Below are 12,846 nucleotides of genomic sequence, written 5' to 3' on the forward strand. Positions count from 1 at the left end.
ATCGAAGACATCCCCCAGAATCCATGTGCCATCACCATCTTGGCGGACGCCTGCGGATTTCCGCTATTGGGCGCGGAGCGTCCGCTCGGCGCTTACTTACGGCGCCGGCTGGCAGCGCGGGCAGAAATAGATGGTCCGTTCCTCCAGGCCCGGTGATTTCCCGAGCGTTCCGCGTCGGATCGGCGTGCGGCAGCGCAGGCAGGGCTGGTGCTCGCGCCCGTACACCCAGTACCCGGGACGCAGTGCCCGGGGACCCAGGGTGGAGCGGGGCCCGGGCCCGAGGTTGGCCTCCAACAGCCGCTTCGCATCGGCCACGATCGCGGCCACATCCGGCACCTCCGCCACCGGGACCGCAGGATGCACGCCGGACAGGAAGCACGATTCGCAGCGGTAGATGTTACCGATCCCTGCCAGCTTCCCCTGGTCCAGGAGCGCGATCCCGATGGGTGTTTCCGGTGCGGCCCCGATCCTGCGCAGCGCCTCCTCAGCGTCCCAATCCGGCCCCAGCAGGTCCGGACCAAGATGCCCGAGCACCCGTTCTTCCTCTCCGGTCCGGATGACTTCGAGGATCCCGAGCGAGAAGCCGACGACGTCGGCCGAGGCTGTGCGCAGCACGCACCGCGCAGTGTGGCCGGGTTTCCGCCACCTGCCTCCAGGGGCATAGACCTGCCAGCTGCCCTCCATCTTCAAGTGCGAATGGATGGTCAGGGCACGCCCGGAATCGGCGCCATCGCGGACCCGCATCAGCAGGTGCTTGCCGCGCGGCACCACCTCGTCCACGGTCCAGCCGGAGAGGTCCAGCGTGGCGAAGCGGGGCACCCGGAAATCCGAGGACGTCAGGACGTGCCCGGCCAAGGCCTGGTGAAGTTCGTGGGCCGCCCGCCAGACGGAATCCCCCTCAGGCACGGATCCTCAATCCCTTCGGCGTGGAGTAGGCGCCGGCCGCCGCGAGGGCGTCCGCGATCGGAGTTCCGAGCAGGTCCTGGCCGTTGGCCTTTTCCATGATCAGTTTGTCCACGGCTCCGCGCCGCACCACGTCCACCAGCGCGGCAGCAGCTGCGGACAGCGCATCGGCGTCCTCGGTGAAGGTGAGCAGGGTCTTGCCGCCGCGTTCCACGTAAAGGACCAGGGCGCCGTCGACCATCACCACCAGGGCTCCTGCTTTCCTGCCGGGCCGGTGCCCGGAGGCGGCGTCGGCGGGCAATGCCGGCCACGGCAGTGCCGAGCCGTAGGGGTTGGCCGGGTCCGTGGCGGCGAGGGCCAGCGCATACGGCTCCGCCTTGTCCGCCCGGGCGTCCTCCGCGAAGGAACGCAGCCGGTCAACGGTGGCGGGGACGGCGAACTGCGCGGCTCCGAGGTGCTCGATGAAGTAGCCGCGGCGGCAGCGTCCGGCTTCCTCCAGCCGGGCCAGCACCTTGTACATCAGCCCGAAGCCGCCTGTAATGTTTTCCGCCATCACGGAGCCGCGGGTGACCACGCCGTAACGGTCCAGCAGGAGTTCGGCGGTGCCGCGGGCATGCAGCGTGGGATCGAGGTCGGGCACGGGCAGGGCGGACCAGCGGCCCACGGCCAGCGGCGGCGTCACGGCGCCCGCAGCTGACAGCGAACCACCGGGCAGGGAACCAGCCGACAGCGACCCGTAACGGCCGCCGCCGGTGAGGCCCGGCGAAAGGCCCGAACTGCCGATCCCGTGGGCCCGGCCGATCCGGCCCATCCGCAGCGAACGTGCGCGCGGAGGCCTGGCCACCTGCTTGTGCGCGGTCCGGCCGCCGGCAATCATCGCCCGCACGGGAGCGAAGGTGTCGCCGGTGATCCGCCCGGCCCATACGAGCTCCCAGAGCGCGGCGACCACGGCATCATCGCTGAGGACGGCGTCCATCCCGCCCGCCACCTCGGTGAGCTGCCGGAAGAAGTACGCCCCGCCGCCGTCGTGCAAATGGTTGAGAAGGCGCAGTTGCGCATCCGCCGGCTCGAACTCCGGGTCCGGACCCAGCGTCAGCGCGGCGGATTCGGCGAGGTGAAGGCTGATCCAGCCGTCGTTGCCCGGGAGGGAACCGGCACCGGACCAGAGCAGTTCGCCGGCGGCCATGAGCTCGTCGAGCATGGCCGGCTGGTAGTCGGCCACTCGGCTGGACAGGATCAACGGTTCCCACGCCGACGCCGGAATGGGCACTCCGGAGAGCTGGTCCACCGCCGTCATGATGCCGTCCAGCCCGCGCAATGCGGAGCCGGACCGGCCGGGACGCCGGACGTTCTGCCATTCGGGCAGGAAGCGGCCGTACGCGGCGGCCTCCACCGGCTCCACTTCGGCCCGCAGCGCAGCAAGGGAACGACGCCGGAGCTTGCGCAAGACCTCTGCATCGCACCATTCGCTGGCGGGTGGGGCGCCCGCGGCGGCGCCGGGGGCGTCCGGCGCCTCCTGGTGATCACCGCCGTCGGGCTCCTCCGCTACCGGATGTGGCCGGAACTCGCCTTCCACCACGCGGCCGTCGGCGGCGAGCCGCTTCAGCGCGGTACGGACGACGGCGGCGCCGAGCCCCAGGCGGGCGGCCGCCTCTTCCGCGGTGAACGGGCCGTGGGTCCGCGCGTAGCGGGACACGAGGTCGCCCAGAGGATCGGCCACCGGCTCGATGAACGCCAAGGGGACACCCACCGGCAGCGGAACTCCGACCGCGTCGCGCAGCCTGGCGGCGTCTTCGATGGCCGCGTAACGTTCCACCCCGCCCAGGGTGACGGTGAGCGCGCGGTTGGCTTTACGCAGCGCGGTGAGATGGGCAGCGGCCACTTCCGTTGCTGGTGTTTCGACAGGCTCAACCAGCGGTTTCGGGGTTTCGGCAGGCTCAACCACCGGTTCTGGGGTTTCGGCAGGCTCAACCACCGGTTCTGGGGTTTCGGCAGGCTCAACCACCGGTTCTGGGGTTTCGGCAGGCTCAACCACCGGTTCTGGGGTTTCGGCAGGCTCAACCACCGGTTCTGGGGTTTCGGCAGGCTCAACCACCGGTTCGGGGGTTTCGACAGGCTCAACCAGCGGTTTCGGGGTTTCGACAGGCTCAACCACCGGCACGAGTCTTGCCGCTACCTCTTCGGCCGTGAGCGGCCCGAGCAGGCGCAGGAGATCCGCCACGCCTTCGATCCCGCGCATGCGCCTGTCCGGTGCCAGCCGCTGCAGTTCCTGCTCGGTGCTTTCGATGACCTTGGCATCGAGCAGTTCGCGCAGTTCCACCCGGCCCAGCAGCTCGTTCAGCAGGGCGGAATCCAAGGCCAGGGCCGCGGCCCGGCGCTCGGCCAACGGCGAATCGCCCTCGTACAAGTACTGCGCCACGTAGCCGAACAACAACGACTTCGCGAAGGGCGAGGGCTGCTGCGTGGTGGTCTGCACCAAGCGCAGTTCCCGGCGTTCAATGGATGCAGCGATGTCCTTCAATGCGGGGAGGTCGTAGACATCCTGCAGGCATTCGCGCACAGTCTCCAGCACCACAGGGAACTGCGGATACTTCTTGGCGACGTCCAGCAACTGGGCCGAACGCTGGCGCTGCTGCCAGAGCGGCTGGCGCTTGGCCGGATTCTGTCGGGGGAGCAGCAATGCGCGGGCGGCGCACTCCCGGAAGCGCGAGGCGAACAGTGCGCTGCCGCCCACCTCCGCCGTCACGATCTGCTCGAGTTCCTCGGGCTCGAAAAGGAACAGTTCCGCGTCGGGTGGTTCGTCCTCCATCATGGGCACACGCAGCACGATGCCGTCGTCGGCGGCCATGGCGGAACCGTCCAAACCGTAGCGCTGCTGCAGCCGCTGCCCGACAGCAAGGGCCCAAGGAGCGTGCACCGGCATGCCGAAGGGGCTGTGGAGGACAACACGCCAGTCGCCTAGTTCGTCATGGAAGCGTTCGACGACGAGCGTGCGGTCGTTCGGGACCACCTCCGTGGCCTGCTGTTGCTCGCGGAGGTATTGGAGCAGGTTGCCCGCGGCGAAATCGTCCAGGCCGCTGGCTTTGCAGCGCTCCAGCGCTGGTGCGGGGTCCGAGGCCGAGAGCTCGCGGACGAACGCCCCAAGCGCCCGGCCAAGATCCACGGGCCGGCCGAGCGAATCGCCCTTCCAGAACGGCAGCTTTCCGGGCTGGCCGAAGGCGGGGGAGACCAACACACGGTCGTGGGTGATGTCCTCGATCTTCCAGCTGGTGGCACCGAGCGCGAACACATCGCCCACCCGCGATTCGTAGACCATTTCCTCGTCGAGCTCGCCTACGCGCCGCCCGCCCTTGGCCGTGCTGCCCTCACTGCCGCCATCTTCGGTGCCGATGATGTACACGCCGAACAGCCCGCGGTCCGGGATGGTGCCGCCGGAGGTCACGGCCAGGCGCTGCGCACCCGGGCGGCCCTCGATGGTGCCCGCGTTGCGGTCCCAAATGATCCGGGGGCGAAGCTCAGCGAATTCGTCCGAGGGGTAGCGGCCGGAGAGCAGGTCCAGGGTGGCCTCGAAGGCCGAGCGCGGCAGCGTGGCGAACGGCGCCGAGCGGCGTACCGTGGCGAACCAGTCCTCGACGTCGATGCTCCCCAACGCTGCGGCCGCAACGGTCTGCTGGGCAAGGATGTCCAGCGGGTTCGCCGGGATGTGCAGCCGCTCGATTTTGCCGCTGAGCATGCGCTCCACCGTGACCGTGGTGTGGACGAGGTCCGCCCGGTGCTTGGGGAACAGCACGCCTTCGGAAATCTCGCCCACCTGGTGCCCGGCACGGCCCACGCGCTGCAGCCCGCTGGCCACCGACGGCGGAGATTCCACCTGGATCACCAGGTCCACGGCGCCCATGTCGATGCCCAGTTCCAGGGACGAGGTGGCTACTACGCAGCGCAGCCGTCCGGACTTGAGGTCGTCTTCGATCATGGCCCGTTGGTCCTTGGACACCGAGCCGTGGTGCGCCCGGGCCAGGACGGGATCCGCGCCCTGTGTGCTGCCCGCCTGCGCCATCATGTGCGCGGGCGTCGCGGTGGATGTTGGAACAGCTGCCTCGGAGAACACATCCACGTCCACCAGCTGGCGTTCCGCGTGGATTTCGTTCAGCCGGGCGGTGAGGCGTTCGGCCAGGCGCCGTGAGTTGGCGAAGACAATGGTGGATTGCCGGGAGAGGACAAGATCAACGATCTTCTCCTCCACATGCGGCCAGATGGACGCCTGCGGCTGCAGCCCGGAGGCCGGACCGGAGTCGAAGGCCCCGGCCGCGCCCGCGAGGTCCGACATGTCCTCCACAGGCACGCTGACCGCGAGCTTCCAGTTCTTGGTGAACGCCGGGGCCACGATCTCCACCGGTGCCGAACCCGACAGGAACTGGGCCACGAGCTCCCGCGGCTCCACCGTGGCGGACAGGCCGATCCGCTGGGCGGGTTTCGGAAGCAGGGCATCCAGCCGCTCCAGGGACACGGCAAGGTGCGCCCCGCGCTTGGTGCCGGCCACCGCGTGCACTTCGTCCACGATCACCGTGTCCACGTCCATGAGCGTTTCCCGCGCACGCGAGGTGAGCATGAGGAACAGCGATTCGGGCGTGGTGATGAGGATGTCCGGCGGGTGGCTGAGCAGCGCCCGCCGCTCCGCCGTCGTCGTATCTCCCGAACGCACGCCCACGCTCACCAGCGGTGCCGGCAAGCCCAGGCGCTTGGCGGTTTGCGTGATGCCGATCAGCGGCGAACGCAGGTTGCGCTCGACGTCCACGCCCAAGGCTTTGAGCGGGGAAATGTAGAGGACGCGGGTGCCGCGCTTCCGTGCCTTGCCGTCCTCCACAGGAGAAGCGGACGGCGCCAGCAGCTTGTCCAGCGCCCAGAGGAACGCCGCGAGGGTCTTGCCCGAACCGGTGGGTGCCACTACCAGGGCATGGGCACCCGAGGAGATGGCGCGCCAGGCCCCTTCCTGCGCAGGCGTGGGCGCAGAGAAGGCGCCCAGGAACCACTCGCGGGTGGCGCGGCTGAACGCCTCCATCACACCGGGATTGCGCGGCTCCTCCTGCATTCCTCCATCATGCCGCACGGCACTGACAGTATTGGCGCGGGCAGGTCAGCGCGCTTGGAACGCCTCGATGGTCAGCAGCTTGACCGCCTCGTTGCTGCAGGCCTCGCGCTTCTGGGCGAGGAACACCGAGCCGGTGTCCTCGGGCGGGTAGATCCGGAATCCGGTGGCCGGGACCCGCTTGCAGTCCGGGTACAGGCCCGCCTGGGTGTAGCGCAGCACCGCCGCGCCGGATTCGCCCGGCTTCAGCAGCAGTTCCACGGGCGGCTTGGCGGTTTCCCGGTCCGCCGGGGCGCCGATCGGAGCACCGGTGGGCGAGGACACGAGCGATACACCCGGGAAGCCCTTGAGGATGCAAGGAGCGCTTCCGGAGTTGGTGAGGATGAGGCTCTGGTAGACGCTGCCTGCCGCGCCGCCCCCCGTTGATTCGACGCTCGGCTTCAGGGAAGCGGACTTGCACAGGCCGGGAGTCGCGGACGCCGGCTGCGAGGCCGGTCCGCTGGGCGTGGCCGGCCCGGTGGGGGTTGAAGGAGTCTCCGACGACGGGCTGGCCGAAGCACTCGGCGTGGCACTTCCGGACGGGCTGCCGGAGGTGGCGGCAGGACCGCCTTGACCCTGGCCGCAGGCTGCCAGCAGCAGGAGCGAGGCGGCCGTCGTCGTGAGCAGGAAAGCCTTCTTGGCACGCGCAGTAGTCATGCGCCCAGCCTTCCGGGACCGTCTTTTGGAGTCAATCGCGCCACGGCGGAGGGCAAGGAAATGGCGCCCGGATCGTGATGTTCCGGGCGCCATCGGCTAGTCCAGTCAGGCAGCTTTCTTCTTGCGGAAGAACGCGGCGCCGCCCAGCCCCAGGCCTGCCAGCCCGGCAAGCAGGCCGGCCCAGCTGCGGGCGTCCGCGCCGCCGTCGGACGAACCGCCGTCGGACGATCCGCCGTCGGACGCGCTGTTGGCGGACGCGTGCTCGGTCTTGTCTCCCGGGGCGGCCCCGTCACCGTGCTCCGGAGCGGCCGCCGTTACGGTCACGGACGGCGCCGGCGCCTCCAGGCTGTGCGGGTCCTGCCCTTCCTTGGGGAGTTCGGCCCAGTCGGTCTGGCCCTTGACGCAGTTCTGCAGGGTGGGGAAGTAGAGGGTCTTACCCGCGGTGTCCGGCAGCTTCACGGAGAGGACCAGGGCGTCGCGCAGGTGCGGGTCCAGCGGAGCCTTGGCCGTGTACACGATCTTGCTGGTGCGCTTGGTGATGGAGGTTCCGTCGGCCTGCTTCCTCGGCGCCGGCAGGGTTTCGGTGACCTTCTCCACGGTCCAGTTGGGATTCACCGTGGGCTGCGCGTCGTTGAGTTCCTGCGGCAGCGTGATGGTCACCTTGGTGGTGCCGGTGTTGTCGCAGCCGTGCGGTACGCCGAAGGTCAGCAGCGCGTAGGAGTTCGCGGCCGTCTTGTCCGGGGTGACCGACACGTGGGCGGAGGCGCCTTGGATGCCGGCGAGCATCAGCGCGGCGGTGCCGCCGGCAACAGCAGCAGCGGAGAGGGTACGGCGGAGGGTGGACTTGGTCATGATGGTGCCTTTCAGGGTGCGCGGAAGCGCGGAAGTACGGGTGTGTGCCCGTCACCGTGAAGGCGCGGGCGGAGTCAGGGAAGGAACGACGACGGCGGGCCGCGCCTGCTGTCCTGCCTGAGGTTCCGCCAGGGGCGGGGTGAGTGCGCCTCGGGTGCGCGGTGCAGCGCGGGCCGGGTGCCGGCGTCGGGCCTGAAGGATGGGGTGACCGCCCGCCAAAGGGGTCGCAACCATGCAGCCAGCTGCCAGAGGGCGGCCTCGCCCTTGGCGAAGAGGAGGGCGGAGGTCGCGGAGGCCACGACGTGGCCGGCCAGCATGGCCCAGCCGAAGGCGCCGTCTACGGTATGCGCGTGGTCCGCCAGGTTTTCCACGGCCGGCATGGGCATGGAGGGATGGTGGACGTGCGGGGCTTCAACAGCGCCCGCAGCGGACACCGGGCCGAGCATGGTGAAGGTTTCGTGAAGCAGCAGTTGGCCGCCTCCCAGCAGGGCCGCCACCCACGGGAACGCCAGTTTGAAGCGCGTGGCCAGTGTGGTGGTGAGTGCTGTCAGGGCCAGGAGTGCCAGCAGGATGGGCGCTACCGGAAGGGCTCCGCCCGCAATGACGTGGGCACCGGCCGCAAGGGAAAAGACCGTCAAGGCCAGCGCGATGGAACGTGCGGCGTGGAAGGGGACGGGTTTGGCCGCGGTCACTCTTGTTCGGGCCTGGGGGACAGCGATGGCAACGTGCACGTGGTCCCCCTCCTGTGGTGTTGTCCGTCCTGGGCGCCGTCGGCGCCCAGCCCCGATTCTACCTGCGGTGGAATTAACAGTCGCTGGTACCTTGGGGACCAGCCGACCCCAGGAGTTTTCATGGCGCGCCCGCCCCGACCGCTGATTTCCATTGACGCCATCGTCACCGCAGCCCTTGAGCTGATTGACGAGAGCGGCGATTTCAGCTTGCCCAAAGTGGCGAAGAAAATCGGCGTCAGCCAGTCCTCGCTGTACAACCACGTCTCCGGTCGCGAGGAAATCCTGGAACTGGTCCGCGGCCGCATTACCAGCGACAGCCCGCCGCCACCGCCCGGGATGCCGTGGGATGAGGTGCTTCGCGTGGAAATCCGCGAGTACCGCGAAAGCTTTGCCCGGCATCCCCGTGCGGCGCCCCTGATGGTGATGCAGACCGTGCGGAATGTCAGGGTGATCGCCTTTTACGAGCGGCTGTCCGACGCCCTGGAGGAAGCCGGGTTCAAGGGGAAGGACGTGGCCTCGGCCCTGGCCCTGATCGACAGCTTCGCGATCGGTGCCGCGCTGGACCTCGCCGCTCCCGGCAACGCCTGGGAAGTCGAGTCGGGCGGCTCCGCGCTGGGCCGGGCCGTGGAAAGCATCGCCGGGATGCCGGACCGGGCGGGAACGGCCTTCGAGTTCGGCCTCGAAATCCTGATCGAAGGGCTCCGACGGCGGGCTGCCGGGCTCTGATTTACGGGCCGTTCCCGGCCGGATTTTCTGTCACCACTTGTGTAACCGGGCCCCAGTCCGCATACTAAACGAAAGCCTTTCGTTTAGTGATCCGGCTCTCAGCCAGGATCTGCCGCGGACCGCAACGGTGCCGTCCGTGTACCTCCCCAACACTCCGGAGCATTCCTTGAGCACTTCCCCCACCACGGACGCCAGCGGCCGCGTCCCCCTTACCTGGCGCCGCGGAATCTCGACCTTCGGCATCGGCGTGATCGGTTTCATGGCCGCCAACCTGGTGCCGTTCATGATCATCGCTCTCGTCGAAGGCCACGGCCTCACACCCACCGCGGCGGGAACCGTCATGACCGCTTGCCTGCTGAGCACGGCCGCCGGTTGCCTCCTCACCTCGCGCTGGTCGGCCCTGTCCGGCCGCTACGTGGTGGCGCGCAGCGGACTCCTGCTCGCGGCGCTTGGCTTCGGTGCCGCTGCCCTTATCCCGGTCACGCCCGTGGCCATTGCCGGCATCATCCTCGGCGGCCTGGGCGGCGGCGGTTCCATTTCGGCCAGTGGTGCCGCCCTGGCTGCCCTGCGCAATCCGAACCGCGTGTCCGGCATGAGCGGCCTGGCCAACCGGGCCATCGTCACCGTGGTTCTCGCCCTGATCCCGATGTTCGGCACCGGCATGATCAGCGCCTTCGGCATCCTGGCGCTGCTGGCGCTCGCCTTCGCCGCGACCGCCGGCTGGATGCCGGCCGCGGCGGCCCCGGACTCCGGCGCGCTGTCTGACGCAACGGAAGCGTCCGACGTCGGGCACTCACCCGCTGCTGGCCCCGCACCCAAGGCGCCGCTCCTGGTAACGATTGCCGGCTTCAGCCTGCTGGCCTGCTTTGGGCTGTGGGCCCTGGGCGAGGATTCGCTGTGGGCGGTTGCCGGATCCATGGGCGCCGAACAGGCCGGGATCAGCGAGGCGGACATGGGCCTCATGCTCAGCGCGTCCACGGCCGGCGGCCTGGTGTTCGGCGCGATCGCCAGCTACCTGGGCGACCGCCTGGGCCGCACCATCCCGCTCCTGGTCCTCCTGCTGCTGGGCGGCGGGCTGAAGCTCGCGGCCGGCCTTGTGACCGATCCGGGGAGCTACATGCTGGTGATCATCGCCTGGAACACGGTCTACGCGCTGGCGTTCATGTACGTGGTGTCCGTGGCGGTGGCGCTGGATGTGCGCGGTTTCTGGTCCGCGGCGCTGAGCGGCACCTACCTGATCGGCTCCGCCTTCTCGCCCCTGTTCGGCACTTTTGTGGCCGAGAACTTCGGCTATGTGCCGCTGACCGTCGTCCTCTCCGGATTCAGCTTCCTGCTCCTCGTCCCGTTCCTGGTGATCTCCCGGGTGGCGGCGCGCGTGGAGAAGTCGGCCGCCGCCGTCGGAACGCCCGACTCCCAGTTCAACCAAGCAGCAATCGTTTAGTCCGCCCCGCATACCGAAGGAACACGCAGTGACCACCCGAACCCTGTACCGCAACGCCCGCATCTTCACCGCGGACGGCCCTGACCTTGCCGAAGCATTAGTCGTCGACGGCGAACGGCTGGCGCACGTGGGCAGCGAGGCGGCCGCGCTCGAGGTGCTTTCCGGCTCTGACTTTGCGGAGGTGGACCTGGGCGGCGCTTTCGTGATGCCCGGCTTCGTGGACGCCCACACGCACCTGGTGATGATGGGCGAAACCATGCAGAAGGTGGCGCTGCGCGACGCCGGGACCCTCGCCGAAATCCAGCTCCGGCTCAAGGAAGCCGTGGCCGCGGATCCTGGAGCTCCGCGCATCCTCGGCAGCGGCTGGCTGTTCTCGGCCATCCCCGGCGGCACCCCGACCGCGGAGATGATCGACGCCGTCGTACCCGACCGCCCGGTGTACCTGGACGCGAACGACCTCCATTCGGTGTGGGTGAACAAGGCCGCGCTCGCGGAAATGGGCATCGACAAGGACACCCCGAACCCGCTGGGCGGCATCATCGAGCGGGACCCGGAAACGGGGGAGGCCACGGGCCTGCTGCACGAAACCGCGATGCACCAGTACGCCTGGCCCACGCTCGCCTCCTTGACCTCGGACGCGGAGCGGGACGCACAGCTGGCCACGGCCTTCGAGCACTACCTCTCCACAGGCGTGACCAGCACCATCGACATGGCCCTGGGCGAGGACGAGCTGGCCGCAATGCTCCGCGCGCTCGAAGCCGGCGGCGGGACCCTGCCGCTGCGGATCAACGCGCACTGGCTGGTGGCGCCGTCGGAAGATCACGAGAAGAACCTGGCACAGGTGGCGCGGGCGGCAGCGCTGAGCCGTTCGGTGAATACGCCGTGGCTGCGCGTGGTGGGCATCAAGATCATCGCCGACGGCGTGATCGACGGGTGCACGGCCGCCATGAAGGAACCGTATTCGGACGGCAGCAACGCAGACCTCATCTGGGCACCGGAGTACCTGAATCCGGTGGTGGCCGCGGCCGACGCCGAGGGGCTGCAGGTGGCCATTCACGCGATTGGTGACCTGGCGTCCGAGGTGGCGCTGGACGCGTTCGAGCACGCGAACGCGGTGAACGGGCCGCGCGACCGCAGGCACCGGATCGAGCACATGGAGACGGTGACGCCCGAAAGCATTGAGCGCCTGGCACGGCTGGGAATCGTTGCCTCCATGCAGCCCGTGCACGCCGACCCGGCGGTCCAGGAAAACTGGCGGGCCATGCTGGGGGATGAGCGCGTTGAGCGCGCCTACCCGTGGACCGAATTCACCGACGCCGGCGCGGTGCTGGCTTTGGGCTCGGACGCTCCGACGGCGCCGCACCCGCCGCTGCCGAACATGTACATTGCGACCACGCGGAAGTCCGCGCTGGAGCCGTCACTGCCGGCGAACCTGCCCAAGTACGCTTTGGACTTGGCCTCCGCTCTTTCGCATGCGACCCGTGACGCCGCGTTCTCCTGCCGGCGCGAGCATGAGCTGGGCCTTTTGGCGCCGGGCATGTTGGCCGATTTTGTGGTGCTGGATACGGATCCGTTTGCTGCCGGGGTGGATTCTTTGTTGTCTTCTTCGGTGGTGCTCACCGTGGTGGGCGGGGACGTGAAGTTCCGGAAGTAGTTCTTGCTGTCGCAAAGAATGTCGTAGCGCGCGGCTAGGATGCATTTGTACATTCAGATCTGCCGTTCGCAGGGCAGTAATTCCATGGGGGAATTTACTTTGTTTACTACTTCTTTGCGCCGAAAAGCGCTTGGCACTCTCCTGGCGGTTTCCGCGTTCGTGGCTCCCGCCGTTGTTATCGCAGCACCGGCCGAGGCGGCGCCGACCATCGCCACGCGCGTTGCCTCCTACTCCGCCGGCCCCGCCACCGTGGTCCGCGGAAACGCCATCACCGTCCAGGGGCAGATGCAGCGTGCCTCCGGCCGCACCTGGGTCAAGACGGCTGCAGTTCCCGTTGTTGTCTACTTCGATCCGGACGGGACCAAGCCGAACGCTGCGGTGCGCACGGTGAAGACCAATGCCACGGGCTACTTCAAGACGAGCTTCCCGGCGTCGGTGACGGGCAAGTGGTCCGTGCGCATGCCGGCCACGGGTGCGCTCAAGGCCAGCGGCACCGGCCAAGTGACGGTCCGCGTGGTTGCTCCGGCGCCTACCTCCGCCAAGCCCGTGAGCAAGTGGAACTGCCCGGCCTGGGCGCCCATCAAGGGCAACGCGCCGAGCAAGATCTACCACCTGCGCGGCCAGCGGTACTACAACGCCACAACGCCGGAGATCTGCTTCTCCACGGAAGCTGCTGCGGTGCGGGCGGGATACCGGAAGTCGAAGGTTTAAGGGGCGCCATGAATCAAATCATGAAGAGCCGGGCAGTCCAAGGATC

At 68.7% G+C, this 12,846-nt stretch carries 9 protein-coding genes; 4 read left to right on the forward strand and 5 right to left on the reverse strand.

Annotated features, from left to right (window positions below; all coding sequences use genetic code 11):
- Positions 1 to 96: 96 nt before the first annotated feature.
- The 5 genes from BIU82_RS08670 to BIU82_RS08690 all read right to left on the reverse strand — a co-directional run bounded on the left by BIU82_RS08670 (position 97) and on the right by BIU82_RS08690 (position 8,229).
- Complete coding sequence (locus BIU82_RS08670; protein ID WP_070349055.1) at positions 97 to 906, reverse strand: DNA-formamidopyrimidine glycosylase family protein; 810 nt, start codon at positions 904 to 906, stop codon at positions 97 to 99.
- On the reverse strand, positions 899 to 5,992 hold the full coding sequence (locus tag BIU82_RS08675) for a DEAD/DEAH box helicase (protein WP_070349056.1): 5,094 nt from the start codon (positions 5,990 to 5,992) through the stop codon (positions 899 to 901). Before BIU82_RS08675 ends, BIU82_RS08670 begins: the two co-directional genes overlap by 8 nt.
- A gap of 45 nt (positions 5,993 to 6,037) precedes the next feature.
- Positions 6,038 to 6,685, reverse strand: coding sequence for a DUF4232 domain-containing protein (locus BIU82_RS19505; RefSeq protein WP_083292255.1), 648 nt, complete (start codon positions 6,683 to 6,685; stop codon positions 6,038 to 6,040).
- Positions 6,686 to 6,790: 105 nt separating this feature from the next.
- Positions 6,791 to 7,537, reverse strand: coding sequence for a YcnI family protein (locus tag BIU82_RS08685; RefSeq protein WP_070349057.1), 747 nt, complete (start codon positions 7,535 to 7,537; stop codon positions 6,791 to 6,793).
- A gap of 74 nt (positions 7,538 to 7,611) precedes the next feature.
- Positions 7,612 to 8,229, reverse strand: coding sequence for a hypothetical protein (locus tag BIU82_RS08690; protein WP_070349058.1), 618 nt, complete (start codon positions 8,227 to 8,229; stop codon positions 7,612 to 7,614).
- Positions 8,230 to 8,388: 159 nt separating this feature from the next.
- Here BIU82_RS08690 and BIU82_RS08695 point away from each other — a divergent pair, with 159 nt between their 5' ends.
- The 4 genes from BIU82_RS08695 to BIU82_RS20035 all read left to right on the forward strand — a co-directional run bounded on the left by BIU82_RS08695 (position 8,389) and on the right by BIU82_RS20035 (position 12,800).
- Positions 8,389 to 8,994 carry a TetR/AcrR family transcriptional regulator C-terminal domain-containing protein gene (locus tag BIU82_RS08695; protein WP_070349059.1) on the forward strand — a complete coding sequence of 202 codons (606 nt, stop codon included), beginning with the start codon at positions 8,389 to 8,391 and terminating at the stop codon, positions 8,992 to 8,994.
- A gap of 166 nt (positions 8,995 to 9,160) precedes the next feature.
- Entirely contained in the window at positions 9,161 to 10,435 is a 1,275-nt protein-coding gene (locus BIU82_RS08700) for an MFS transporter (protein WP_070349169.1), read from the forward strand.
- A 28-nt stretch (positions 10,436 to 10,463) separates the two neighbouring features.
- A complete protein-coding gene (locus BIU82_RS08705) occupies positions 10,464 to 12,089 on the forward strand; it encodes an amidohydrolase (protein WP_070349060.1) in 1,626 nt (541 codons plus the stop codon).
- Between the two features lie 114 nt (positions 12,090 to 12,203).
- Complete coding sequence (locus BIU82_RS20035) at positions 12,204 to 12,800, forward strand: hypothetical protein (protein ID WP_216099006.1); 597 nt, start codon at positions 12,204 to 12,206, stop codon at positions 12,798 to 12,800.
- The last annotated feature ends 46 nt before the right edge of the window (positions 12,801 to 12,846 follow it).

The sequence above is a fragment of the Arthrobacter sp. SW1 genome (assembly GCF_001766675.1).
In the GTDB taxonomy this organism is placed as follows: domain Bacteria; phylum Actinomycetota; class Actinomycetes; order Actinomycetales; family Micrococcaceae; genus Arthrobacter.

Excerpts from the sequence above, each read along its gene's own strand:
- BIU82_RS19505 (WP_083292255.1), bottom strand. The coding sequence starts at position 6,685 with ATGACTACTGCGCGTGCCAAGAAGGCTTTCCTGCTCACGACGACGGCC.
- BIU82_RS08685 (WP_070349057.1), bottom strand. The coding sequence starts at position 7,537 with ATGACCAAGTCCACCCTCCGCCGTACCCTCTCCGCTGCTGCTGTTGCC.
- BIU82_RS08675 (WP_070349056.1), bottom strand. The coding sequence starts at position 5,992 with ATGCAGGAGGAGCCGCGCAATCCCGGTGTGATGGAGGCGTTCAGCCGC.
- BIU82_RS08695 (WP_070349059.1), top strand. The coding sequence starts at position 8,389 with ATGGCGCGCCCGCCCCGACCGCTGATTTCCATTGACGCCATCGTCACC.